Here is a 23,527-nt window from a genome sequence, read left to right as displayed (position 1 = left end):
TTGTAGCGCAGCGCAATACATGGAAAACCGCTACCGGATATGTTGAACGGAAACGGTTTTGTTCCGACGAGACGGGCCGCGGAGCCCCGAAACAAGGGTGCAGCGCAGCAATATTCCGCATGGCGAGAAAAGATCTCACAATTCGAAAATTTTGTTGCGCAGGCCCGTCCACGCTCATTACAATCCGTCGGAGCTTGCCCGCAGCCGGTCGCGTCGCGTCGTCTGCACGAGAGCGATCCTCACATTCCAGGACCCAGGAGACGAGAATGTCCGCTGTACCGAACGAAGTGATGAAATATGTCGCCGCCGAACGTGACGACGACCCGCAAGAAACCGTCGAGTGGCTCGAGTCGCTCGATGGCGTGATCTCCTCCGTGGGCACTGGCCGCGCGCACTACCTGATCGAAAAGCAGATCGAATTCGCCCGCATGCACGGCGAACACCTGCCGTTCTCCGCCAATACCCCGTATATCAACACGATTCCGGTCGAAGCCCAGGCGAAGATTCCGGGCGACCAGGACATCGAGCACCGCATCCGTTCGTACACGCGCTGGAACGCGCTCGCGATGGTGCTGCGTGCAGGCAAGGACACGAACGTCGGCGGCCACATCGCATCGTTCGCATCGGCCGCGACGCTCTACGACGTCGGCTACAACCACTTCTGGCACGCGGCGTCCGACCAGCACGGCGGCGATCTCGTGTTCGTGCAGGGCCACTCGTCGCCGGGCGTGTACTCGCGCGCGTTCCTGCTCGGCCGCCTGTCGGAAGAGCAGCTCGACAACTTCCGCCAGGAAGTCGACGGCAAGGGCATCTCGTCGTACCCGCACCCGTGGCTGATGCCGGACTTCTGGCAGTTCCCGACCGTGTCGATGGGCCTCGGCCCGATCATGGCGATCTACCAGGCACGCTTCATGAAGTACCTCGAGTCGCGCGGCATCGCGAAGACGGAAGGCCGCAAGGTGTGGGCGTTCCTCGGCGACGGCGAGACGGACGAGCCGGAATCGCTCGGCGCGATCGGCATGGCGAGCCGCGAGAAGCTCGACAACCTCGTGTTCGTGATCAACTGCAACCTGCAGCGTCTCGACGGCCCGGTGCGCGGCAACGGCAAGATCATCCAGGAACTCGAATCGGAATTCCGCGGCGCCGGCTGGAACGTGATCAAGGTCATCTGGGGCAGCCGCTGGGATGCGCTGTTCGCACGCGACAAGTCGGGCGCGCTGATGCGCCGCATGATGGAGTGCGTCGACGGCGAATACCAGACGTACAAGTCGGAGTCGGGCGCGTACGTTCGCGAGCACTTCTTCAACACGCCTGAGCTGAAGGCGCTCGTCGCCGACTGGTCGGACGACGACATCTGGGCGCTGAACCGCGGCGGCCACGATCCGCACAAGATCTACGCGGCGTTCCACGAAGCCACGAACACGAAGGGCGCGCCGACCGTCATCCTCGCGAAGACCATCAAGGGCTACGGGATGGGCGAGTCGGGCCAGGCGATGAACATCACGCACCAGCAGAAGAAGCTGCCGGTCGAGCAACTGAAGAAGTTCCGCGACCAGTTCCGCCTGCCGATCACCGACGAGCAGATCGCCGACGTGCCGTACCTGAAGTTCGAGGAAGGCTCGAAGGAACTCGAATACATGCGCCAGAAGCGCATGGACCTCGGCGGCTACCTGCCGCACCGCCGCGAGAAGGCGACGTCGCTGCCGGTGCCGGCGCTCGACGCGTTCGAGCCGCTCCTGAAGGGCACGGGCGAAGGCCGCGAGATTTCGACGACGATGGCGTTCGTGCGGATCCTGAACATCCTGCTGAAGGACAAGGCGCTCGGCAAGCGCGTCGTGCCGATCGTTCCGGACGAATCGCGTACGTTCGGCATGGAAGGCCTGTTCCGCCAGATCGGTATCTGGAACCAGGAAGGCCAGAAGTACGTGCCGGAAGATTCCGACCAGCTGATGTTCTACAAGGAATCGCAGACCGGCCAGATCCTGCAGGAAGGCATCAACGAAGCGGGCGGCATGTGCGACTGGATCGCGGCGGCGACGTCGTATTCGACGCACGGCGAGATCATGGTGCCGTTCTACATCTTCTACTCGATGTTCGGCTTCCAGCGGATCGGCGACCTCGCCTGGGCCGCGGGCGACATGCGCTCGCGCGGCTTCCTGCTCGGCGGCACGGCGGGCCGCACGACGCTGAACGGCGAAGGCCTGCAGCACGAAGACGGCCACTCGCTGCTGTGGGCGGCATCGGTGCCGAACTGCGTGAGCTACGACCCGACGTTCGGCTATGAACTCGCGGTGATCATCCAGGACGGCCTGCGCCGCATGGTGCAGGACCAGGAAGACGTGTACTACTACATCACGGTGATGAACGAGAACTACGAGCACCCGGCGATTCCGCAGGGCGAGCACGTGGCGGCCGACATCATCAAGGGCATGTACGCGTTCAGGAAGGCCGACGCCGACAAGAAGGCGCCGCGCGTCCAGCTGCTCGGCGCGGGCACGATCTTCAACGAAGTGATCGCCGCCGCCGACCTGCTGAAGAACGACTGGGGTGTCGCCGCCGACCTGTGGAGCGTGCCGAGCTTCACCGAGCTCGCGCGCGAAGGCCACGACGTCGAGCGCTGGAACCTGCTCCATCCGACCGAGGAGCGTCGCCTGTCGCACGTGCAGAAGTGCCTGAAGGACACGCAGGGCCCGGTCATCGCGTCGACCGACTACGTCCGTGCGCTGGTCGACCAGATCCGCGGCCAGATCGACCGCCGCTTCGTCGTGCTGGGCACCGACGGCTTCGGTCGTTCGGACACCCGCGAGAAGCTGCGTCACTTCTTCGAGGTCGACCGTCACTGGGTCACCGTCGCCGCGCTCAACGCGCTGGCCGACGAAGGCACGATCGAGCGCAAGGTGGTCGCGGACGCGATCGCCAAGTACAACCTCGATCCGTCCAAGCCCAACCCGATGACCGTTTAAACGCACACGCCGTGTAATGCCGCGCGCCGCTCCCGCGAGGAGCGCGCGCGGCCATGGAGACAGAAACAGATGAGTCAAGCGATCGAAGTGAAGGTGCCGGATATCGGCGATTACAAGGACGTGCCGGTCATCGAGATCGGCGTGAAGGTCGGCGATACGGTCGAGCCCGAGCAGTCGCTCGTCACGCTCGAGTCCGACAAGGCGACGATGGACGTGCCGAGCCCGGTCGGCGGCGTCGTGAAGGAAATCAAGGTCAAGGTCGGCGATTCCGTGTCGGAAGGTTCGCTGATCGTGCTGCTCGAAGGTGGCGCAGGCGCCCAGGCGAACGGCGCGGCCGCGCCGGCCGCGGCTCCGGCCCCGGCTCCGGCAGCAGCGCCGGCATCGGCCGCCGCGGCGCCCGCCGCCGCCCCGGCAGCCGCCGGCGGTACGCTCGAGGTGAAGGTGCCCGACATCGGCGACTACAAGGACGTTCCGGTGATCGAGATCGGCGTGAAGGTCGGCGACACGGTCGAGAAGGAACAGTCGCTCGTCACGCTCGAATCGGACAAGGCGACGATGGACGTGCCGAGCCCGGCTGCCGGCGTCGTGAAGGACATCAAGGTGAAGGTGGGCGATTCGGTGTCGGAAGGCACGCTGATCGTGCTGCTCGAAACCGCCGGTGCACCGGCTGCCGCCGCGCCGCAGGCCACCGCGCCGGCTCCGGCTGCTCCGGCGCCCGCGCCTGCTGCCGCACCGGCGCCCGCGCAGGCCGCGCCCGCACCGGCTGCTGCCGCGCCGGCCGCTGCGCCCTCGGGTGAATACCGCGCGAGCCACGCGTCGCCGTCCGTGCGCAAGTTCGCACGCGAACTCGGCGTCGAAGTCGCGCGCGTGCAGGGTAGCGGTCCGAAGGGCCGCATCACGAAGGAAGACATCACGGGCTTCGTGAAGGGCGTGATGACCGGCCAGCGCGCGGCGCCGGCCGCGGCAGCCGCGCCGGCAGGCGGCGGCGAGCTGAACCTGCTGCCGTGGCCGAAGGTCGACTTCTCGAAGTTCGGCCCGTTCGAGGCGAAGCCGCTGTCGCGCATCAAGAAGATCTCGGGCGCGAACCTGCATCGCAACTGGGTGATGATCCCGCACGTCACGAACAACGACGAAGCGGACATCACCGAGCTCGAAGCGCTGCGCGTCCAGTTGAACAAGGAACACGAGAAGGCGGGCGTGAAGTTCACGATGCTCGCGTTCGTGATCAAGGCAGTCGTCGCCGCGCTGAAGAAGTTCCCGACCTTCAACGCGAGCCTCGACGGCGACAACCTGGTGTTCAAGCAGTACTACCACATCGGGTTTGCAGCCGACACGCCGAACGGTCTCGTCGTGCCGGTGATCCGCGATGCGGACAAGAAGGGGCTCGTCGATATCGCGAAGGAAATGGCCGAGCTGTCGAAGGCCGCGCGCGACGGCAAGCTGAAGCCGGACCAGATGCAGGGCGGCTGCTTCTCGATCTCGTCGCTCGGCGGCATCGGCGGGACGAACTTCACGCCGATCATCAATGCGCCGGAAGTCGCCATCCTCGGGTTGTCGCGCGGCCAGATGAAGCCGGTGTGGGACGGCAAGCAGTTCGTGCCGCGGCTCACGCTGCCGCTGTCGCTGTCGTATGACCATCGCGTGATCGATGGCGCCGAGGCCGCGCGATTCAATGCGTATCTCGGGGCGTTGCTCGCCGATTTCCGTCGCATCATTCTTTGATGAGCGGGGAGGGGGCTCGCGGGGGCGTGGTTTTTTGTTGGTTCTCCACGCCCTTTCGTTGAACCTGTTGCGCTAACGGTCTGCTAGCGTCGCCCCTGCGCGGGGCGGCGGTCACTTTTCTTTGTCTTCCAAAGAAAAGTAACCAAAAGAAAGGCGCGTCCTTGGGCGGACGGCAAAGGTGGTCCTGCCCAACGTCCCGTGCTCTTGTCAGGCCGCATGTCGTCAGGTTCCGCTTTTTCGCCAGCCCCCTCCCTCTCTCTCCGCAGTCAATCAAGAAGGGGACAGTCATGAGTCTCATCGAAGTCAAGGTTCCGGATATCGGCGATTTCAGCGGCGTCGATGTCATCGAAGTCAACGTCAAACCCGGCGACGTGATCGAAAAAGAACAAACCCTCATCACGCTCGAATCCGATAAAGCCTCCATGGAAGTGCCCAGCGACGTCGCCGGCACCGTCAAGGAAGTCAAGGTCAAAGCCGGCGAGAAAGTCTCGCAAGGCACCATCATCGCCATCGTCGAAGCCTCGGCAGGCGCAGCCGCTCCCGCGAAAGCACCCGAAGCGCCGAAGCCCGCAGCCGCCGCACCGGCGCCGGCCGCAGCCGCGCCGGCACCCGCGCCGCAAGCCGGCAGCTACGGCGGCGCCGCCGACATCGAGTGCGACATGCTCGTGCTCGGCGCCGGCCCCGGCGGCTACTCGGCCGCGTTCCGCGCCGCCGATCTCGGCATGAAGACCGTGCTCGTCGAACGCTATTCGACGCTCGGCGGCGTGTGCCTGAACGTCGGCTGCATCCCGTCGAAGGCGCTGCTGCACACGGCACTCGTCATCGACGAAGCCGCGGCGCTCGCGTCGCACGGCATCACGTTCGGCAAGCCGCAAGTCGATCTCGACAAACTGCGCGACTTCAAGGGCGGCGTCGTCAAGAAACTGACGACGGGCCTCGCCGGCATGGCGAAGGCGCGCAAGGTCGAAGTGGTCACCGGCGTCGGCGCGTTCGTCGATCCGTTCCACATGGAAGTGCAGGGCGAAAACGGCAAGAAGGTCGTCAAGTTCAAGCAGGCGATCATCGCCGCCGGCTCGCAAGCGGTGAAGCTGCCGTTCATGCCGGAAGACCCGCGCGTCGTCGATTCGACGGGCGCGCTCGAACTGCGCCAGTTGCCCAAGCGCATGCTCGTGATCGGCGGCGGCATCATCGGCCTCGAAATGGCCACGGTGTACGCGACGCTCGGCGCGGAGATCGACGTCGTCGAAATGATGGACGGCCTGATGATGGGCGCCGACCGTGATCTCGTGAAGGTCTGGGAAAAGTACAACGCGAAGCGCTTCGGCAACGTGATGCTGAAGACCAAGACGGTCGGCGCGGAAGCGAAGGAAGACGGCATCTACGTGAAGTTCGAGGGCGAGAAGGCGCCCGCGGAAGCGCAGCGCTACGACCTCGTGCTCGTCGCGGTGGGCCGCAGCCCGAACGGCAAGAAGATCGGTGCCGACAAGGCCGGCGTCGCGGTCACGGATCGCGGCTTCATCGACGTCGACAAGCAGATGCGCACGAACGTCCCGCACATCTTCGCGATCGGCGATATCGTCGGCCAGCCGATGCTCGCGCACAAGGCCGTGCATGAAGGCCACGTCGCCGCGGAAGCCGCGCACGGCGAGAAGGCGTATTTCGACGCACTGCAGATCCCGTCGGTGGCGTACACCGATCCGGAAGTGGCGTGGGCCGGCAAGACGGAAGACCAGTGCAAGGCCGAAGGCATCAAGTACGGCAAGGCCGTGTTCCCGTGGGCCGCGTCGGGCCGCGCGATCGCGAACGGCCGCGACGAAGGCTTCACGAAGCTGATCTTCGACGAGGAAACCCATCGCGTGATCGGCGGCGGCATCGTCGGCCTGAACGCGGGCGACCTGATCAGCGAAGTGTGCCTCGCGGTCGAGATGGGCGCGGACGCGGAAGACATCGGCAAGACGATCCATCCGCACCCGACGCTCGGCGAATCGGTCGGCATGGCCGCCGAACTGTACGAAGGCGTCTGTACGGACCTGCCGCCGCAGCGCAAGAAGTAACGCGAGCGGTACGGCCGGCCACGCGCCGGCCGTGAAAAAACGCCGTCGCCCGGGTCATCCGGCCGACGGCGTTTTCTTTTGCGGGGCGTGCGACGGGCTCGTTGTGGCGGGCGGTTCGCCGCCCGCGCGCGCTCGGGCGCCGGAAACGAAAAAGCCGCGCTGCGCGCGGCTCTTTCAGGAGCAGGGGACGCTTACGCGGCCGGCTTGCTCGAACGACGTGCGGCAGCGGCGGTGGCAGCCTTCGTGGCGACGGCGGCAGCGGCGTTGAAGTTCGTTTCAGCGATTTCCACTGCTTGCTTCGTGGCCTTCTGAACCGTTTCGTACGTGGTGTTCGCAGCGTTCAGCGCCGACTTCAGTGCGGCGACGGCCGTTTCCGAACCGGCCGGGGCGTTCTTCGCGACGTTGTCGACGAGCGCCTGGACCTTCTTGTTCTGCTCGTCGAATTGCGCTTCGGCAACCTTCGCGAATTCGGCTTGCGTCGACGATGCGATTTCGTACAGGTGACGGCCGTACGACAGCACCTTTTCCGCGACCGGCTGCGACAGGCTCGCCTGCAGCGCGATCAGTTCCTGCGCGTCCTTCACCGACAGCAGGCGCTGTGCATTTTCCTGGCCTTCGGCCAGCGTCGACTTCACGACTTGCAGGTTGAGTTCGATCAGCTTCTCGACGCCTTCGAACGCCTTGGTCGTCAGACCGAACAGGCTTTCGAGGTTGGCTTTTTGGGCGGCGGCGATTTGCTCGGGGGTCAGCAAGGACATGTCAGGCTCCTGAAAAGCGATCGCGTCGATCGCAGGATAAAGGGCACTACGCTGGGGAACTTCGGCGCCGCGTGCTTTGTGCAACGCAGCAATGAGGCCTATTTTAGGGCAGAGAAAGCGGATGTCAAGCATTTTTTGTGCGTTGCACAATCGCGACAAATTATCGATAAAACAACGAGTTATCGCGGCCGTTCGGAATCGGTTTCAGGCACGTTCCCACATGGTGCGCACGGCGGCGGGGCAAACGCGCCGCACCATGATCATGCACCGGTAAACCTGACAGGCCCATGGAACGTTATCCTTCTGTTCCTGTCGAAAAACGCGCCGTTTCGATGCGCGTGCCGTGGCGACGTGCCGCCGCCACGGTCGAGACCGGCGCCCTTGGCACGCCGAGCCCCGGATACGTAGTTTCCCCGCTTTAAATCGCCTCCAAAGTGACGTTATCTCAATTAACCGTGCGGTAATCGGGAGACGGGCGCTGTCGGGCAGTGCGTCCCATGGTTTTTTTTCGATGGGAGCGGGAGAGTCGATTGGCCAGAGGTTGGCCGACTCTTACATTCCGGTTTAAAGACGATCGGTAAGTGCCTAATATTGCTCTTTTTTTAAGCTTTAACTACACTTGCGGAAACCTCCCGCCCGCTTTGTCCAGACCCCAATGAAAGCCGAATCGTTTTCACCGCGCAGATTGTTGCAGAGCATGACGCTCGGCACCGCTGTGTCGGTCGCAGTCGCGTTGCTGGCGACCACCGCGTCCGTCACGCCTGCTGACGCCTTCGCCGCCACTGCGAAGACCCAAGCCGCCAAGAAAAAGGCCGTCGCTCCTGCTTCGTCCGCGAAGAAGAAGTCGGCCGGGGCGACCTCCGACAAATCCGCCAAGGTCGCGTCGGCCGATGCGCCGCGCGCGAAGGCGTCGCGAAAGCGCGTGACGCTCGCGGCGAACAGCGTGCACGGCGGCCATCGCGGCGCGGTGCGCAAGGTCGCGTTCCAGCCGCGCCGCCCGACGGTCGGCCAGGCGTTCGGCCTGCACGACACGCCCGACGCGCTCGCGCTGCGCTCGAGCGTCGCGTACGTCGTCGACCAGAATACCGGCGAGCCGCTGTTCGACAAGAATTCGCACGCGGTCGTGCCGATCGCGTCGATCTCGAAGCTGATGACGGCAATGGTCGTGCTCGACTCGAAAGCGCCGATGACCGACCAGATCGAAGTCACCGACGAAGACCGCGACTACGAGAAGGGCACGGGCTCGCGCCTGTCGGTCGGCTCGGTGCTGTCGCGCGAGGACATGCTGCACATCGCGCTGATGGCGTCGGAAAACCGCGCGGCGGCAGCGCTGTCGCGTTACTACCCGGGCGGCCGCCCGGCGTTCATCGCGGCGATGAACGCGAAGGCGAAGTCGCTCGGCATGTCCGACACGCACTTCGAGAATTCGACCGGCCTGTCGAGCTCGAACGTGTCGAGCGCGCGCGACCTCGTGAAGATGGTCAATGCGGCGTACCAGTACCCGATGATCCGTCAGTTCTCGACCGATCGCACCTACGAGGTGTACACGGGCAAGCGCAACCTGGTCTACAACAGCACCAACGCGCTGATCCGCGGCAACGGCTCGTGGGACATCGGCCTGCAGAAGACGGGCTTCATCAACGAAGCGGGCGAATGCCTGGTGATGCAGGCGACGATCCACGGCCGGCCGATGGTGATGGTGCTGCTCGATTCGTTCGGCAAGTACTCGCGCTTCGCCGACGCGTCGCGCCTGCGCAACTGGCTCGATGCCGGCGGCGGCGAGCGCCTGACGGCGGCCAACACGCCGAACGGCGGCACCTGATCGTCCACGGCGGTTCGCCGCCATGCCGATCGCCGCAACGAAGAAGCCCCGCGATCGCGGGGCTTTTTTGTCCGACGAATCGGGAGCCGGTGCCGGTGCCGGGCCGACGGCGAGGCTTACGCCTGCCGCTGCAGCCCGTCCACGTCTTTCTCGGGCGCCGGCCGGTAGCCGAGCGATTCCGAGATGGTGAGCGCCGTCCGGCTCAACTGGCCGAGCCATGCGTCCTGCAGCCGGTCGGCCGGCGCCGACAGCGACAGGCCGGCAACGAGCTTCCCGGAATCGTCGTAGATGCCGGCCGCGATGCAGCGCACGCCGAGTTCGAGCTCCTCGTTGTCGCGCGCGCACGACTGCTGACGGACGATCGTCAGCTCGCGTTCGAGCTTCGCGATATCGGTGATGCTGTTCTGCGTATGGCCGGACAGCCCCGTGCGCGTGGCATAGGCACGCACGCGCGACGTCTCGTCGGCCGCGAGGAACAGCTTGCCGACCGACGTGAGATGCAGCGGCGCGCGGCCGCCGATCGCGCGGACGACCTGCATTCCCGAGCGCTCGGAGTACGCGCGCTCGATATAGACGATCTCGTCGCCCTGGCGCACCGACAGGTTCACGGTCTGCCCGGTGAGGCGGTGCAGCTCGCGCATCGGCATCAGCGCCGCGTCGCGCACCGACAGGCGCGCCTTCACGAGATTGCCGAGCTCGAGCAGCCGCATGCCGAGGCGGTAGGTGCCGGGATCGGAGCGGTCGACGAGGCGGCAGGTCACCATGTCGTTGAGGATGCGGTGCGCGGTCGACGGGTGCAGTTCCGTACGCTGCGCGAGTTCCTTCAGGCTGACGGGGTCGCTGTGCGCGGCGAGCGCGTCCAGCAACCGCATCATGCGTTCGATCACCTGGATCGACGTTTTTGAATCGGGGGTGGGTTGGCTCATGTCGGGGGAGGAATCGATTGACGCGTCAGGCGGTGTTGGACCGATTGTATCTCGTATCGTGAAAAAAGCGAACGCCGTTCGAGGAAGTCCTCGTTTCGTGCGCCGCGGGCTTGCGCGCGGGCCGGCGTTGGTCTTGCCGGTCAAACGTCGGATAATGAGAGCCGTTTTCTCGAAGGAGCACGTATGCGAGTCGGTTTGTTCGTGACCTGCCTGGTCGACCTGATGCGCCCCGAAATCGGTTTTTCGGCGCTCAAGCTGATTCGCGACGCCGGCTACGAGGTGATCGTGCCGCCCGCGCAGACCTGCTGCGGCCAGCCGGCCTACAACTCGGGCGACCGCGCGCTGGCGCGCGACCTCGCGGAAAAGACCCTGCGCGAGTTCGAGCAGTTCGATTACGTCGTCGCGCCGTCGGGTTCGTGCGGCGGGATGATCCGCGCGCACTACGGCGACCTGTTTCGCGACGATCCCGAGCTGATGGGGCGCTACACGCGGTTCCAGCAGAAAGTTCACGAACTGACCGACTTCCTCGCGAACGTCGCGAAGGTGTCGCTCGCGCCGGGCGAGTTCGCCGGGCCGGTCACCTATCACGATTCGTGCTCGGGCCTGCGCGAGCTCGGCGTGAAGGCGCAGCCGCGCGCGCTGCTCGCGCAGCGCGGCGTCGCGGTGACCGAGATGAAGGATTGCGAGCACTGTTGCGGCTTCGGCGGCACGTTCGCGGTCAAGTACGGCGACATCTCGGCGGCCATCGCGGACGAGAAATGCGCGAACGTGCGCGCGTCGGGCGCGGGCACGGTCGTGCTGGGCGATCTCGGCTGCATGTTGAACATCGAAGGGCGGTTGCGCCGCACCGGCGACCGCGACACGCGCGTGCTGCACGTCGCGCAGGTGCTGGCGGGCGACGTCTGACGCCCGGTTCCGCTCACTTTCCCCGATACCGCGATGCAAGTCCAATCGATGCATTTCAAGGCGCGCGCCGGCCAGAAGCTGGCCGACCAGCGCCTGCAGCAGAACCTGAAGAAACTGTCGACGAAGTTCGTGTCCGCCCGCGCCGACGCGATGACCCTGATCGACTTCCCGGCCACGCGCGCCGCGCTCAAGGCGCGCCGCAACCGCGCGCTGGAGAATCTCGACGTGTGGCTCGAGGCATTCGAGCGCGAGGCGACGCGGCGCGGCACGACGGTGCTGTTCGCCGAAACGACCGCCGATGCCGCGCGGCTCGTGGCCGACATCGCGCGCCGGCACGACGTGAAGAAGGTCATCAAGACCAAGTCGATGGTGTCCGAGGAAATGCAGCTGAACGCGGTGCTCGCCGAGATGGGCGTGCAGTCGATCGAGACGGACCTCGGCGAATACATCCTGCAGATCAACGACAACGAGCCGCCGAGCCACATCATTGCGCCCGTCGTGCACAAGGACAAGGACGAGATCGCCGACCTGTTCGCGCGCACGCACCGGCGCGAGCGGCTCACCGAGATTCCGGACATGACGCGCGAGGCGCGCGAGGTGCTGCGCCCGCATTTCATGTCGGCCGACATGGGCGTGACGGGCGGCAACTTCGTGATCGCCGAGACGGGCTCGGTCGCGATCGTGACGAACGAAGGGAACGAGGGCATGTGCACGGTCATGCCCCGCGTGCATGTCGCGGTGACGGGCATCGAGAAGGTGCTGCCGACGCTCGAGGATCTCGCGACCGCGATGCGGCTGCTGCCGCGTTCCGCGACCGGGCAGAAGACGTCGAACTATTTCTCGCTGCTGACCGGGCCGCGCGGGCCCGGCGACGAGGACGGCCCCGAGCACAACTACGTGGTGCTCGTCGACGGCGGCCGCACGGGCCTGATCGGCGGCGAATTCCAGGAGATGCTGCGCTGCATCCGCTGCGGCGCGTGCATGAACCATTGCCCGGTGTACCAGAAGGTCGGCGGTCATGCGTACGGCTGGGTCTATCCGGGGCCGATGGGATCGGTGCTGACGCCGAGCTACGTCGGGCTCGATCGCGCGCTCGACCTGCCGCAGGCAGCGACGCTGTGCGGCGAATGCGACAGCGTATGTCCGGTCGGGATTCCGTTGTCGCACCTGTTGCGCACGCTGCGCGAGAAGCAGGTCGAGCGCCATCTGCGGCCGTGGCGCGAGCGGGCGGCGCTCGCCGCGTGGGGTTTCCTCGCCCGGCGGCCGATGCTGTATGCGCTGACGACCAAGCTCGCGGTGCGCGTCCTCGAGCGGCTGGGCGACAATGGCGGCATGCTGCGGCGCCTGCCGTTGATGGGCGGCTGGATGGACACGCGCGACATGCCGACACCGACCGGGCGCACGTTCCGCGAGCTGTACGCGGCGTCGCAAAGCCACCTCGGCTGACACTGTTCAGCGAGCAGCAACAGTGCGTTCGCTATTCGCATATTTATCTCGATAGATGCGATCTATAGAATCTTGGCTGTAGTCCCCGGAATCGGGTTTCGGGGTGCGAGGTCAAGGAGGTACGCATCATGAAAAAGACAATATCGATGTACTGGCCGCTGGCAATCGTGGTTCCGCTGGCGGCGGCTGCCTATCTGCATGCGGTGGCCGACGCGCCGTCGCGCGGCCCGCTCGCGGCTCATCAGGCGTCCGCCGAACTTGCGCGCGCGGTGTCGTTCGGGCTGGTCGACGACGCGGCGAAGCCGCTGCCGGCCGCATCCGGCGACGTCGTGATCGCTGCGCCCAAGGCGCTGTAAGGCACGTCGCCGTCGCTTCGCGCGGCGGCGCGATTTCGGGCGCCTTTGTATAATGGCGTGTTCTTCTTCCCACGCGGTTCGCCGCGGTTTTCCGATAGTGCGATGACCCGCGTAGCGATCTGTTTCGTCTGTCTCGGCAATATCTGCCGTTCGCCCACGGCGGAAGGCGTGATGCGCCACCAGGTGGGCGCGGCCGGGCTGGCCGACCGGATCGTGATCGATTCGGCCGGCACCGGCGACTGGCACGTCGGCGAGCCGCCCGACTCGCGCGCGCAGGCGGCGGCCCGCACCCGCGGCTATGACCTGTCGGCGCTGCGGGCGCGGCAGGTGAGCGCGGCGGATTTCGAGCGCTTCGACCTGCTGCTGGCGATGGACGAAGCCAACCTCGCGGAATTGCGCCGGCGCTGTCCGCCGGCGTATCGCGACAAGGTGCGCCTGCTGATGGAATTCGCGCCGGGCGCGGCCGAGACCGAGGTGGCCGATCCTTATTTCGGCGGCGAGCAGGGCTTCGAACAGGTGCTCGATCAGGTCGAGCGCGCGTGCGCGGGCCTGCTGGACACGCTGCGCAGTCGCGCCGCGCGCTGATCGACACGGGAAATTCAGCGGTTTGCGAATACCCTGTCGAAGACATGGATACTTGACTAAAATCGTCAAATATTTATACTTGACCAAAATCGTCAAGATTGCAGTCCCCTAGACACCATGAGACTCACCACCAAAGGCCGTTTCGCCGTCACGGCGATGATTGACTTGGCACTGCGCCAGGAGCAGGGCCCGGTGACGCTTGCAGGCATCAGCCAGCGCCAGCGGATTTCGCTCTCGTATCTCGAACAGCTGTTCGGCAAGCTGCGCAGGCATGAAATCGTCGAATCCGTGCGCGGCCCGGGCGGCGGCTACAACCTCGCGCGTCGCGCGCAGGACGTCACCGTTGCCGACATCATCATCGCGGTCGATGAACCGCTCGACGCCACGCAGTGCGGCGGCAAAGGCACATGCGACGGCTCGAAGCAGCCCGACGGCCATTGCATGACGCACGAGCTGTGGTCGACGCTGAACCAGAAAATGGTCGAATACCTCGATTCGGTGTCGCTGCAGGATCTCGTCGATCAGCAGCGCGCACGCGAGGGCGCCCCTGCGGTGCTGCGCGACCGTCGCGCGCCGGAGCCCGTCGCCGCACCGGCCGAGCCCGTGCGCACGATGCCGCTCGGCCCCAATTCGGTGTTCAACATCGCGAGTTCGTGAGCGCGAAGGCGCCCGTCACACCCCATAACGCACATAGTCCCTGCACAGAATACCCGGAGCGACAGATGACCCAAGAGACTCTCCACCTGCCCATCTATATGGATTACAGCGCGACGACGCCCGTCGATCCGCGCGTGGTCGACAAGATGGTGCCGTACCTGCGCGAGCAGTTCGGCAACCCGGCGTCGCGCAGCCACGCTTATGGCTGGGACGCGGAGCGTGCGGTCGAGGAAGCGCGCGAACAGGTGGCCGCACTCGTGAACGCCGATCCGCGCGAGATCATCTGGACGTCCGGCGCCACCGAGTCGGACAACCTCGCGATCAAGGGCGCCGCGAATTTCTACAAGGGCAAGGGCAAGCACATCGTCACGGTGAAGACCGAGCACAAGGCCGTGCTCGACACGTGCCGCGAGCTCGAGCGCGACGGTTTCGAAGTCACCTACCTCGACGTGAAGGAAGACGGCCTGATCGATCTCGACGTGCTCAAGGCCGCGTTGCGCCCGGACACGATCCTCGTGTCGGTGATGCACGTGAACAACGAGATCGGCGTGATCCAGGACATCGAGACGATCGGCGAAATCTGCCGCGAGAAGGGCATCGTGTTCCACGTCGATGCCGCGCAGTCGACCGGCAAGGTCGAAATCGACCTCGCGAAGCTGAAGGTCGACCTGATGTCGTTCTCGGCCCACAAGACTTACGGCCCGAAGGGCATCGGCGCGCTGTACGTGCGCCGCAAGCCGCGCGTGCGCATCGAGGCGCAGATGCACGGCGGCGGTCACGAGCGCGGCATGCGTTCGGGCACGCTGCCGACGCACCAGATCGTCGGCATGGGCGAGGCGTTCCGCATCGCGCGCGAGGAAATGGCGACCGAGAACGAGCGCATCCGCATGCTGCGCGACAAGCTGCTGCGCGGCCTGTCGCAGATCGAGGAAACCTATGTGAACGGCGACATGGACCACCGTGTCCCGCACAACCTGAACATCAGCTTCAACTTCGTCGAAGGCGAGTCGCTGATCATGGCGATCAAGGACGTCGCGGTGTCGTCGGGCTCCGCGTGCACGTCGGCGTCGCTGGAGCCGTCGTACGTGCTGCGCGCGCTCGGCCGCAACGACGAGCTCGCGCACAGCTCGATCCGCTTCACGGTCGGCCGCTTCACGACGGAGCAGGAAGTCGACTTCGTGATCGATCTGCTGAACAGCAAGATCGCGAAGCTGCGCGAACTGTCGCCGCTCTGGGAAATGCACCAGGAAGGCATCGATCTGTCGACGATCGAATGGGCCGCGCACTGATACCGCATTGAATGCAACCGCGGGCGGATTGACGCACGCAGACGTAACGAGTCAAGGAGTCTGAGTCATGTCTTACAGCAACAAGGTTCTGGATCACTACGAAAACCCGCGCAACGTCGGTTCGTTCGCGAAGGACGACGACACGGTCGGCACGGGCATGGTCGGCGCGCCGGCGTGCGGCGACGTGATGAAGCTGCAGATCCGCGTCGGCGCGGACGGCGTGATCGAAGACGCGAAGTTCAAGACCTACGGTTGCGGTTCGGCGATCGCATCGAGCTCGCTCGTCACCGAATGGGTGAAGGGCAAGACGCTCGACGAGGCACTGTCGATCAAGAACACGCAGATCGCCGAGGAACTCGCGCTGCCGCCGGTGAAGATTCACTGCTCGATCCTCGCGGAAGACGCGATCAAGGCAGCCGTGGCCGACTACAAGAAGCGCCACGACACCAAGGAAAGCGATCAGGCAGCAGCCTGACCGGCATCGAGCGTTGTGAAGGAACGCGGTGCGTCGTCCAGGCGCCCCGCGGCAAGGACATCATGGCAATTACACTGACCGAAAAAGCAGCACAACACGTCCAGAAATACCTCGTCCGTCGCGGCAAGGGTGTGGGCCTGCGGCTTGGCGTTCGCACGACCGGGTGCTCGGGGCTCGCGTACAAGCTCGAGTATGTCGACGAGCTGGCTCCCGAGGATCAGGTGTTCGAGAGCCATGGCGTGAAGGTCGTCGTCGATCCGAAGAGCCTCGCCTATATCGACGGCACCGAGCTCGACTTCGCCCGCGAAGGCCTGAACGAAGGGTTCAAGTTCAACAACCCGAACGTGAAGGACGAGTGCGGGTGCGGGGAATCGTTCCGCGTGTGACGCGGCTCCCTCCGCGCGATGCGGGCAAGAGGCGGCACGGGCCGCCTTTTTAATGTGCGGCGTTTGCCGCGCGACGAACCGGAATTGAACGCGACGATGGTTTCGCTGAAAGACAGCCATTTCGACCTGTTTCACCTGCCGGCGCAATTCGCGCTCGACGAGGCGGCGCTCGACGCCGCCTACCGGACGGTGCAGACGCAGGTGCACCCGGACCGCTTCGCGGCGGCCGGCGATGCGCAAAAGCGCATCGCGATGCAATGGGCCACGCGCGCGAACGAGGCGTACCGCACGCTGCGCGATCCGCTGAAGCGCGCGTCCTATCTGCTGTCGCTGCGCGGCGTCGACATCGGCGCGGAAAACAACACGGCGATGGAGCCGGCGTTCCTGATGCAGCAGATGGAGTGGCGCGAGGGCATCGAGGATGCCGCGGCCGCCCGCAACGTCGACGCGCTCGACGCGTTGCTCGCCGAGTTGCGCGACGAGAAGCGCGTGCGCGTCGAGCGCCTCGGCACGCTGCTCGACAGCGGTGCCGACCAGGCCGCCGCGGAAGCCGTGCGTCAGCTGATGTTCATCGAACGGGTCGCGTCGGAAGTGGGCGCGCAGATCGAGCGCCTCGAAACTTAACCGCGTGCCTCGCGGCACGCGCAGCAAACGGGCCGAGCGCCCGAACGAACCAAGATGGCTTTACTGCAAATTTCCGAACCGGGCATGGCGCCGGCGCCGCACCAGCGGCGACTCGCCGTCGGGATCGATCTCGGCACGACGAACTCGCTCGTCGCCGCCGTGCGCAACAGCGTGCCCGAAGTCCTGCCGGACGAAGCCGGCCGCCTGCTGCTGCCGTCGGTGGTCCGTTACCTCGAGAAGGGCGGCCGCCGCATCGGCCACGAAGCGAAGGAGCAGGCCGCGACCGATCCGCGCAATACGATCGTGTCGGTCAAGCGCTTCATGGGCCGCGGCAAGGCCGAGGTCGAAGGCGCGGCGAACGCGCCGTACGAATTCGTCGACGCGCCTGGCATGGTGCAGATCCGCACGATCGACGGCGTGAAGAGCCCGGTCGAAGTGTCGGCCGAGATTCTCGCGACGCTGCGCTATCGCGCGGAAGACACGCTCGGCGACGAGCTGGTCGGTGCGGTGATCACGGTGCCCGCCTACTTCGACGACGCACAGCGCCAGGCGACCAAGGACGCCGCGCGCCTCGCCGGCCTCAACGTGCTGCGCCTGCTGAACGAACCGACCGCCGCGGCGATCGCCTACGGTCTCGACAACGCGGCCGAAGGCCTGTACGCGGTGTACGACCTCGGCGGCGGCACGTTCGACCTGTCGATCCTGAAGCTGACGAAGGGCGTGTTCGAAGTGCTGGCCGCGGGCGGCGATTCCGCGCTCGGCGGCGACGATTTCGACCACGCGCTGTTCGATCACGTGCTCGCGCAGGCCGGTATCGACGCGAAGACGCTCGCGCCCGAGGACGTGCGCTTGCTGCTCGATCGCGTGCGCGTGCTGAAGGAAGCGCTGTCGTTCGCGCCCGAGGCGGCGCTCGACGTGACGCTGTCGAGCGGCGCGCACCTCGTGCAGACGATTTCGCACGACACGTTCGCGTCGCTCGTCGAGCCGCTCGTGCAGCGTACGCTCACGCCGACCCGCAAGGCGCTGCGCGATGCACAGGTCACGCCGGCCGACATCAAGGGCGTGGTGCTCGTCGGCGGCGCGACGCGCATGCCGGTGATCCGCGACGCGGTCGCCAAATACTTCGGCCAGCCGCCGCTCGTGAACCTCGATCCGGATCAGGTCGTCGCGCTCGGCGCGGCGATCCAGGCCGATCTGCTCGCGGGCAATCGCGGCACCGGCGACGACTGGCTGCTGCTCGACGTGATTCCGCTGTCGCTGGGTGTCGAGACGATGGGCGGCCTCGTCGAGAAGATCATTCCGCGCAACTCGACGATTCCGATCGCGCGTGCGCAGGAATTCACGACCTTCAAGGACGGCCAGACCGCGATGGCGATCCACGTCGTGCAGGGCGAGCGCGAGCTCGTCGCCGACTGCCGGTCGCTCGCGCGCTTCGAGCTGCGCGGCATTCCGCCGATGACGGCGGGCGCCGCACGCATTCGCGTGACCTATCAGGTCGACGCGGACGGCCTGTTGTCGGTGTTTGCGCGCGAGCAGTTGTCGGGCGTCGAGGCATCGGTCGTCGTGAAGCCGTCGTACGGCCTTGCCGACGACGACATCGCGAAGATGCTGGAAGACAGTTTCAAGACCGCCGAAATCGACATGCGCGCCCGTGCGCTGCGCGAAGCGCAGGTCGAGGCCGAGCGGATGCTCGAGGCGACGCAGGCCGCGCTGGCGGCTGACGGCGAACTGCTCGATGCCGGCGAGCGCGCGCGGGTCGACGCGCTGGCTGCCGCGCTGCGCGCGGTCGCGCAGGGCGACGATACGAATGCGATCGAAGCGGCGACCAAGGCGCTGGCCGACGGTACCGACGAATTCGCGGCGCGCCGGATGGACAAGAGCATCAAGCGCGCGCTGTCGGGCCGCCGGCTCGACGAGATCTGAACCCACGAACCGCGCATCGGCCGGCCACGGCCCGCGCGCTAATGAACCACGCGGCGCCTGGCGCCGCACCCTGACTGACGGAACGGACATGCCTCAACTGGTGGTGCTGCCTCACGTCGAACTGTGCCCGGATGGCGCGGTGATCGACGCGACGCCCGGCAAGAGTATCTGCGACAACCTGCTCGACAACGGGATCGAGATTGAGCACGCATGCGAGAAGTCGTGCGCATGCACGACGTGCCACGTGGTGATCCGCGAAGGCTTCAACGATCTCGCGCCGTCCGAGGAGGACGAGGACGATCTGCTGGACAAGGCGTGGGGCCTCGAGCCGACGTCGCGCCTGTCGTGCCAGGCGATCGTGAAGGAAGATTCGGACCTGGTGGTCGAGATTCCGAAGTACTCGATCAACCACGCGAAGGAAAATCACTGACCGAAACCGGAGGCAGGCGATGAAATGGACCGATTCGCGTGAAATAGCCATTGCACTGGCGGACAAGCACCCGGACATCGACCCGCAGCGGATCAACTTCGTCGACCTGCGCCAATGGGTGCTGGAGCTCGACGGCTTCGACGACGATCCGGCGCACTCGGGCGAGAAGATCCTCGAGGCGATCCAGGCGCACTGGATCGACGAATCCGACTTCGACGACGAGGACTGACCGACCCGGCCGGCCACGGCGTACGCTGCAATGGTGTACGCCGCGCCAATGAAAAAACGGCTCGTGAGCGCCTGCTCGCGAGCCGTTTTCGTTTTGGGCGAAGTGCCCGCGCGCGACGCGTGGGCAGCGACGCCGGCGATGACGCGATTGGGAGCTTACGCGCCGACCAGCGTGCCGTTCTCGATCCGTACGCGCTGGCCCTGGCCGAACGGCGGCGGGTTGCGATACGTGAACGTGCGCATCGCGCCGCTTTCCATCTGCACTTGCACCTGATAGTCGGTTTCCGCGCGGACCTGTTTCTCGACCTGGTTGCCGGCGAGACCGCCGCCCAGCGCGCCGATGATCGTCATCGCGGTGCGGCCGTTGCCGTGGCCGAACTGATTGCCGAGCAGGCCGCCGGCCGCCGCGCCGCCCACGGCGCCGATGCCCGAGCTCTGGCCCGGCGTGCGCGTTTGCGTGATCGAGACGACCGTGCCGCAACTCTGGCAGTAGGCTTGCGCAGGCGCCGACGGCTGCTGCGCATATTGCGGCGGCTGCGGGGCGGTCGTGTGACGGCGGTGCGGCGCAGCCGGGCGCGGCGCGGGCTTCGGCTCGGCCTGCGCGACGGCGGCCTTCTGCTGCGCGGCGGCCTGTTCCGCGGCCTGTCGCTGCGCTTGCGCGGCCAGCGCGGCGCTGGCGGCCGCGGCCGTATCGACCGCCGGCTGCGACGCGATCAGCGCGGCCTGGGTCTGGCCGTTCTGTTCGCTGCTGCTGGTGGCTTTCGGGAAGACGCCCGTGATCGCTGCCGTCGCCGCGAGGCTGGCGACGATGACGGCGCCCGCCGCGGTGGCGATCAGCGGGTGGAGGCGTTGCTTTTGCGGCGTGGTCTGATTCTGGTTGTCCATTTTTTTCTCCAATGTCGATCCGGATCGGCGCGTGGCGCCGGAGCTGGATCCCACGCTCGGGAGCGATCAGACTCGGCGTTCCTGCGCCTCGTTCTGGTCCCGTGGTCATGCGTGGTGACGCAACAGGAGTGTCGTCCACGGCCCCGGGGCACGCCGTATCAAGGTGTAACGAATTGCAGCGGGGCGTCGGCGGCCGTTTCCGGGAAAACCCGCAGAAGGGCGTCGCGACGAGGGAGTAAAACGGGGGAGGATCGAAGGCCGGCGGACGCCGGCTGGCGGGATTTACGCGTCGTTACAAAGGCGACGCGTGCGCGCCACGGGGCGCGGCGCACACGCGGTTGCGGCTGTCAGTCCTCGCGGCGCAGATGCGGGAACAGCAGCACGTCGCGGATCGTCGGGCTGTCGGTCAGCAGCATCACGAGACGGTCGATGCCGATCCCGCAGCCGCCGGTCGGCGGCATCCCGTATTCGAGCGCGCGGATGTAGTCGGCGTCGAAGAACATCGCTTCCTCGTCGCCTGCATCCTTCTGCTCGACCTGCTTCTTGAAGCGCGCGGCCTGGTCTTCCGGATCGTTCAGCTCCGAGAAGCCGTTCGCGATCTCGCGGCCGGTCATGAACAGCTCGAAGCGCTCGGTGATGCCCGGCACCGTATCCGATGCGCGTGCGAGCGGCGACACCTCGACCGGGTAGTCGATGATGAACGTCGGTTCCCACAGCTGCGCTTCGGCCGTTTCCTCGAAGAGCGCGAGCTGCAGCGCGCCGATGCCCGCGTTCAGGAACGCCGGCTGCGACACGTCGACGCCGAAGCGCTTCAGCTCGGTGCGCAGGAACGCGTCGTCCGACAACTGGCCGTCGGTGTAGTCCGGTGCGTACTTCTGGATCGCCTGCGTGATCGTCAGGCGATGGAACGGCTTCGCGAGGTCGAGTTCGCGGCCCTGATACTGGATCGTCGCGGTGCCGAGCGCGTCGATCGCCGCCTGGCGGATCAGTTGCTCGGTGAAGTCCATCAGCCAGCGGTAGTCGGTGTACGCGGCGTAGAACTCCATCATCGTGAATTCCGGGTTGTGCCGCGGCGACACGCCTTCATTCCGGAAATTGCGGTTGATCTCGAACACGCGTTCGAAGCCGCCGACGATCAGGCGCTTCAGGTACAGCTCCGGCGCGATGCGCAGGAACATCTGCATGTCGAGCGCATTGTGATGCGTGACGAACGGCTTCGCGGCCGCGCCGCCCGGGATCGGGTGCAGCATCGGCGTCTCGACTTCCATGAAGTCGGCGTTGTCCATGAACTTGCGGATCGACGCGATCGTCTTCGTGCGGGCGCGGAACGTGTCGCGCGTTTCCGGCGTGACGATCAGGTCGACGTAGCGCTGGCGGTAGCGCATTTCCTGGTCGGACAGGCCGTGGAACTTGTCCGGCAGCGGACGCAGCGCCTTCGACAGCAGGCGCAGCTCCTTGCACTGGACCGACAGCTCGCCCTTGTTGGTGCGGAACAGCACGCCGCGCGCGGCGACGATGTCGCCAAGGTCCCACTTCTTGAACGCGTCGTAGGTGTCGGCGCCGACGTCGTTCGGCGTCACGAAGAACTGGATCTGGCCCGAGCCGTCCTGCACCGTCGCGAAGCTCGCCTTGCCCATCACGCGCTTGAGCATCATGCGGCCGGCCACCGACACCTCGACCGGGTTCGCTTCGAGCGCGGCCTTGTCCGAATCGGCGAATTTCGCCTGCAGGTCGGCTGCGTGGTGCTCGGGCCGGAAGTCGTTCGGATAGGCGACGCCTTGCTCGCGCAACGCGCGCAGCTTCTCGCGGCGCTCGGCGATGATCTGGTTTTCGTCCGCCGTGACGGCGGGCTGCGTTTGGGTCGGTTCGGTCATGATGGTCGGAATTCGGAGTGGGGTGCGGCAACGCAAACGGAAAGGGCGGCGCGGGGCAGGCCGCGCCGCGGCGCTTACACGCCCTGTTTGAGGCTCGCGCTGATGAAGTCGTCGAGGTCGCCGTCGAGCACCGCACGCGTGTTGCTCATTTCGACGTTCGTACGCAGATCCTTCACGCGGCTCTGGTCGAGCACGTACGAGCGGATCTGGTGGCCCCAGCCCACATCGGTCTTGCTCGATTCGAGCTTGTCCTGCTCGGCCTGACGCTTGCGCATTTCGACTTCGTACAGGCGCGACTTCAGCATCGCCATCGCTTCCGCGCGGTTGCGGTGCTGCGAGCGGTCGTTCTGGCACTGCACGACGATGCCGGTCGGCATGTGCGTGATCCGCACCGCGGAGTCGGTCTTGTTGATGTGCTGGCCGCCCGCGCCCGATGCACGGTACGTGTCGATGCGCAGGTCGGCCGGGTTGATCTCGACTTCGATCGAGTCGTCGATTTCCGGATAGACGAACACCGACGAGAACGACGTATGGCGGCCGCCCGACGAGTCGAACGGCGACTTGCGCACGAGGCGGTGGATGCCCGTTTCGGTGCGCAGGAAGCCGTACGCGTATTCGCCCGTGACCTTGACCGTCGCGTTCTTGATGCCGGCGACGTCGCCGTCGGACTCTTCGAGCACTTCGGCCTTGAAGCCCTTGCGTTCGCAGTAGCGCAGGTACTGGCGCAGCAGCATCGACGCCCAGTCGCACGCCTCGGTGCCGCCGGCGCCGGCCTGGATGTCGATGAAGCAGTTGTTCGGATCGGCCGGGTTCGAGAACATCCGGCGGAACTCGATGTCGCCGACGCGCGCCTCGAGCTTCGCGGCGTCTTCTTCCGACGCGAGAAGCGTGTCCTCGTCGCCTTCCTCGCGTGCCAGCTCGAACAGGTCGAGCGCGTCGCGCAGGTCGCTATCGAGCGCGGTGAGCGTCATGACGACGCCTTCGAGCAGTTTCTTCTCGCGGCCGAGCGCCTGGGCGTTCTTCGAATCGTTCCAGACGTTCGGGTCTTCGAGTGCCTTGTTGACTTCGGTCAGACGCGCAGCTTTGGCGTCGTAGTCAAAGATACCCCCGAAGCTCGCCCGCGCGATTGCGCAGGTCGAGCAGGGAGCTTTCGATCGCGTTGAGACGTTCCGCTTCCATGATCGTTCGCTGTTCCGGCTTCGTAAAAAAGCGGAATTA

General features: G+C 65.9%; 21 protein-coding genes. 16 read left to right on the top strand and 5 right to left on the bottom strand.

All coding sequences use genetic code 11. The annotated features are described in order from the left end of the window. The first annotated feature begins 266 nt into the window (after positions 1–266). The 3 genes from aceE (at position 267) to lpdA (ending at position 6,739) form a co-directional block, all read left to right on the top strand. Entirely contained in the window at positions 267–2,963 is a 2,697-nt protein-coding gene (gene aceE, locus WS64_RS09625) for a pyruvate dehydrogenase (acetyl-transferring), homodimeric type (RefSeq protein WP_059583310.1), read from the top strand. A gap of 69 nt (positions 2,964–3,032) precedes the next feature. Next, entirely contained in the window at positions 3,033–4,685 is a 1,653-nt protein-coding gene (gene aceF / locus WS64_RS09620; protein ID WP_060966334.1) for a dihydrolipoyllysine-residue acetyltransferase, read from the top strand. A gap of 287 nt (positions 4,686–4,972) precedes the next feature. Beyond that, positions 4,973–6,739 (top strand): dihydrolipoyl dehydrogenase, encoded by a 1,767-nt coding sequence (gene lpdA, locus WS64_RS09615; protein WP_060966333.1) that lies wholly within the window; start codon positions 4,973–4,975, stop codon positions 6,737–6,739. A gap of 191 nt (positions 6,740–6,930) precedes the next feature. On the opposite strand, the gene WS64_RS09610 is transcribed toward lpdA, so the two are convergent. Next, complete coding sequence (locus tag WS64_RS09610) at positions 6,931–7,497, bottom strand: phasin family protein (RefSeq protein WP_034188948.1); 567 nt, start codon at positions 7,495–7,497, stop codon at positions 6,931–6,933. Positions 7,498–8,152: 655 nt separating this feature from the next. Between WS64_RS09610 and pbpG the strand changes: the two genes are divergently transcribed. Continuing rightward, positions 8,153–9,319 carry a D-alanyl-D-alanine endopeptidase gene (gene pbpG / locus WS64_RS09605; RefSeq protein ID WP_059643900.1) on the top strand — a complete coding sequence of 389 codons (1,167 nt, stop codon included), beginning with the start codon at positions 8,153–8,155 and terminating at the stop codon, positions 9,317–9,319. Between the two features lie 116 nt (positions 9,320–9,435). Here the strand turns inward: pbpG and WS64_RS09600 are convergent, their stop codons facing one another. Beyond that, positions 9,436–10,245 carry an IclR family transcriptional regulator gene (locus WS64_RS09600; RefSeq protein ID WP_006478384.1) on the bottom strand — a complete coding sequence of 270 codons (810 nt, stop codon included), beginning with the start codon at positions 10,243–10,245 and terminating at the stop codon, positions 9,436–9,438. 183 nt (positions 10,246–10,428) lie between these two features. On the opposite strand from WS64_RS09600, the gene WS64_RS09595 reads away from it, so the two are divergent. From WS64_RS09595 to iscX, 12 genes are all read left to right on the top strand, one after another. Next, positions 10,429–11,151 (top strand): (Fe-S)-binding protein, encoded by a 723-nt coding sequence (locus tag WS64_RS09595; RefSeq protein ID WP_006481974.1) that lies wholly within the window; start codon positions 10,429–10,431, stop codon positions 11,149–11,151. 33 nt (positions 11,152–11,184) lie between these two features. After that, positions 11,185–12,597, top strand: coding sequence for a lactate utilization protein B (locus WS64_RS09590; protein WP_060966332.1), 1,413 nt, complete (start codon positions 11,185–11,187; stop codon positions 12,595–12,597). A gap of 128 nt (positions 12,598–12,725) precedes the next feature. Further along, entirely contained in the window at positions 12,726–12,953 is a 228-nt protein-coding gene (locus WS64_RS09585) for a hypothetical protein (RefSeq protein ID WP_060966331.1), read from the top strand. A gap of 102 nt (positions 12,954–13,055) precedes the next feature. Beyond that, entirely contained in the window at positions 13,056–13,538 is a 483-nt protein-coding gene (locus WS64_RS09580; RefSeq protein ID WP_060966330.1) for a low molecular weight protein-tyrosine-phosphatase, read from the top strand. A gap of 117 nt (positions 13,539–13,655) precedes the next feature. Then, positions 13,656–14,195: a Fe-S cluster assembly transcriptional regulator IscR gene (gene iscR, locus WS64_RS09575; RefSeq protein WP_006401955.1), complete on the top strand. Its 540-nt coding sequence runs from the start codon at positions 13,656–13,658 to the stop codon at positions 14,193–14,195. 65 nt (positions 14,196–14,260) lie between these two features. Then, the gene (locus tag WS64_RS09570) at positions 14,261–15,484 is read left to right on the top strand and encodes an IscS subfamily cysteine desulfurase (protein WP_059583323.1); all 1,224 of its coding nucleotides are present in this window, start codon (positions 14,261–14,263) and stop codon (positions 15,482–15,484) included. Positions 15,485–15,551: 67 nt separating this feature from the next. Next, positions 15,552–15,959: a Fe-S cluster assembly scaffold IscU gene (iscU, locus tag WS64_RS09565; RefSeq protein WP_006478389.1), complete on the top strand. Its 408-nt coding sequence runs from the start codon at positions 15,552–15,554 to the stop codon at positions 15,957–15,959. Between the two features lie 62 nt (positions 15,960–16,021). After that, a complete protein-coding gene (gene iscA, locus WS64_RS09560; protein WP_011885413.1) occupies positions 16,022–16,345 on the top strand; it encodes an iron-sulfur cluster assembly protein IscA in 324 nt (107 codons plus the stop codon). A 96-nt stretch (positions 16,346–16,441) separates the two neighbouring features. Further along, on the top strand, positions 16,442–16,969 hold the full coding sequence (gene hscB, locus WS64_RS09555; protein ID WP_011549462.1) for a Fe-S protein assembly co-chaperone HscB: 528 nt from the start codon (positions 16,442–16,444) through the stop codon (positions 16,967–16,969). Positions 16,970–17,023: 54 nt separating this feature from the next. Beyond that, positions 17,024–18,892, top strand: coding sequence for a Fe-S protein assembly chaperone HscA (gene hscA, locus WS64_RS09550; protein WP_060966329.1), 1,869 nt, complete (start codon positions 17,024–17,026; stop codon positions 18,890–18,892). Positions 18,893–18,980: 88 nt separating this feature from the next. Then, positions 18,981–19,322, top strand: coding sequence for an ISC system 2Fe-2S type ferredoxin (gene fdx / locus WS64_RS09545; protein WP_059583325.1), 342 nt, complete (start codon positions 18,981–18,983; stop codon positions 19,320–19,322). A 19-nt stretch (positions 19,323–19,341) separates the two neighbouring features. Then, on the top strand, positions 19,342–19,551 hold the full coding sequence (iscX, locus tag WS64_RS09540) for a Fe-S cluster assembly protein IscX (protein WP_059583326.1): 210 nt from the start codon (positions 19,342–19,344) through the stop codon (positions 19,549–19,551). A gap of 155 nt (positions 19,552–19,706) precedes the next feature. On the opposite strand, the gene WS64_RS09535 is transcribed toward iscX, so the two are convergent. The 3 genes from WS64_RS09535 to prfB all read right to left on the bottom strand — a co-directional run bounded on the left by WS64_RS09535 (position 19,707) and on the right by prfB (position 23,488). Then, positions 19,707–20,435: a glycine zipper 2TM domain-containing protein gene (locus tag WS64_RS09535; protein WP_059583328.1), complete on the bottom strand. Its 729-nt coding sequence runs from the start codon at positions 20,433–20,435 to the stop codon at positions 19,707–19,709. 347 nt (positions 20,436–20,782) lie between these two features. After that, positions 20,783–22,309, bottom strand: coding sequence for a lysine--tRNA ligase (gene lysS / locus WS64_RS09530; RefSeq protein WP_006478395.1), 1,527 nt, complete (start codon positions 22,307–22,309; stop codon positions 20,783–20,785). 74 nt (positions 22,310–22,383) lie between these two features. Then, positions 22,384–23,488, bottom strand: a protein-coding gene (prfB, locus tag WS64_RS32590; protein ID WP_099316561.1) for a peptide chain release factor 2 whose coding sequence is annotated in 2 segments (ribosomal slippage) — positions 22,384–23,406 and positions 23,408–23,488 — 1,104 coding nt in all. Because the reading frame shifts where the segments join, the coding sequence is not laid out codon by codon here. Positions 23,489–23,527 lie beyond the last annotated feature (39 nt).

The organism is Burkholderia anthina, assembly GCF_001547525.1.
Classification (GTDB): domain Bacteria; phylum Pseudomonadota; class Gammaproteobacteria; order Burkholderiales; family Burkholderiaceae; genus Burkholderia; species Burkholderia semiarida.
The sequence above is the reverse complement of the archived record's forward strand: the minus strand, read 5'-3'. Positions and strand labels throughout refer to the sequence as shown.

What these genes read in the sequence shown, in the direction of transcription:
- aceE (WP_059583310.1), top strand. Translation starts at nt 267, where the DNA reads ATGTCCGCTGTACCGAACGAAGTGATGAAATATGTCGCCGCCGAACGT.
- aceF (WP_060966334.1), top strand. Translation starts at nt 3,033, where the DNA reads ATGAGTCAAGCGATCGAAGTGAAGGTGCCGGATATCGGCGATTACAAG.
- lpdA (WP_060966333.1), top strand. Translation starts at nt 4,973, where the DNA reads ATGAGTCTCATCGAAGTCAAGGTTCCGGATATCGGCGATTTCAGCGGC.
- WS64_RS09610 (WP_034188948.1), bottom strand. Translation starts at nt 7,497, where the DNA reads ATGTCCTTGCTGACCCCCGAGCAAATCGCCGCCGCCCAAAAAGCCAAC.
- pbpG (WP_059643900.1), top strand. Translation starts at nt 8,153, where the DNA reads ATGAAAGCCGAATCGTTTTCACCGCGCAGATTGTTGCAGAGCATGACG.
- WS64_RS09600 (WP_006478384.1), bottom strand. Translation starts at nt 10,245, where the DNA reads ATGAGCCAACCCACCCCCGATTCAAAAACGTCGATCCAGGTGATCGAA.
- WS64_RS09595 (WP_006481974.1), top strand. Translation starts at nt 10,429, where the DNA reads ATGCGAGTCGGTTTGTTCGTGACCTGCCTGGTCGACCTGATGCGCCCC.
- WS64_RS09590 (WP_060966332.1), top strand. Translation starts at nt 11,185, where the DNA reads ATGCAAGTCCAATCGATGCATTTCAAGGCGCGCGCCGGCCAGAAGCTG.
- WS64_RS09585 (WP_060966331.1), top strand. Translation starts at nt 12,726, where the DNA reads ATGAAAAAGACAATATCGATGTACTGGCCGCTGGCAATCGTGGTTCCG.
- WS64_RS09580 (WP_060966330.1), top strand. Translation starts at nt 13,056, where the DNA reads ATGACCCGCGTAGCGATCTGTTTCGTCTGTCTCGGCAATATCTGCCGT.
- iscR (WP_006401955.1), top strand. Translation starts at nt 13,656, where the DNA reads ATGAGACTCACCACCAAAGGCCGTTTCGCCGTCACGGCGATGATTGAC.
- WS64_RS09570 (WP_059583323.1), top strand. Translation starts at nt 14,261, where the DNA reads ATGACCCAAGAGACTCTCCACCTGCCCATCTATATGGATTACAGCGCG.
- iscU (WP_006478389.1), top strand. Translation starts at nt 15,552, where the DNA reads ATGTCTTACAGCAACAAGGTTCTGGATCACTACGAAAACCCGCGCAAC.
- iscA (WP_011885413.1), top strand. Translation starts at nt 16,022, where the DNA reads ATGGCAATTACACTGACCGAAAAAGCAGCACAACACGTCCAGAAATAC.
- hscB (WP_011549462.1), top strand. Translation starts at nt 16,442, where the DNA reads ATGGTTTCGCTGAAAGACAGCCATTTCGACCTGTTTCACCTGCCGGCG.
- hscA (WP_060966329.1), top strand. Translation starts at nt 17,024, where the DNA reads ATGGCTTTACTGCAAATTTCCGAACCGGGCATGGCGCCGGCGCCGCAC.
- fdx (WP_059583325.1), top strand. Translation starts at nt 18,981, where the DNA reads ATGCCTCAACTGGTGGTGCTGCCTCACGTCGAACTGTGCCCGGATGGC.
- iscX (WP_059583326.1), top strand. Translation starts at nt 19,342, where the DNA reads ATGAAATGGACCGATTCGCGTGAAATAGCCATTGCACTGGCGGACAAG.
- WS64_RS09535 (WP_059583328.1), bottom strand. Translation starts at nt 20,435, where the DNA reads ATGGACAACCAGAATCAGACCACGCCGCAAAAGCAACGCCTCCACCCG.
- lysS (WP_006478395.1), bottom strand. Translation starts at nt 22,309, where the DNA reads ATGACCGAACCGACCCAAACGCAGCCCGCCGTCACGGCGGACGAAAAC.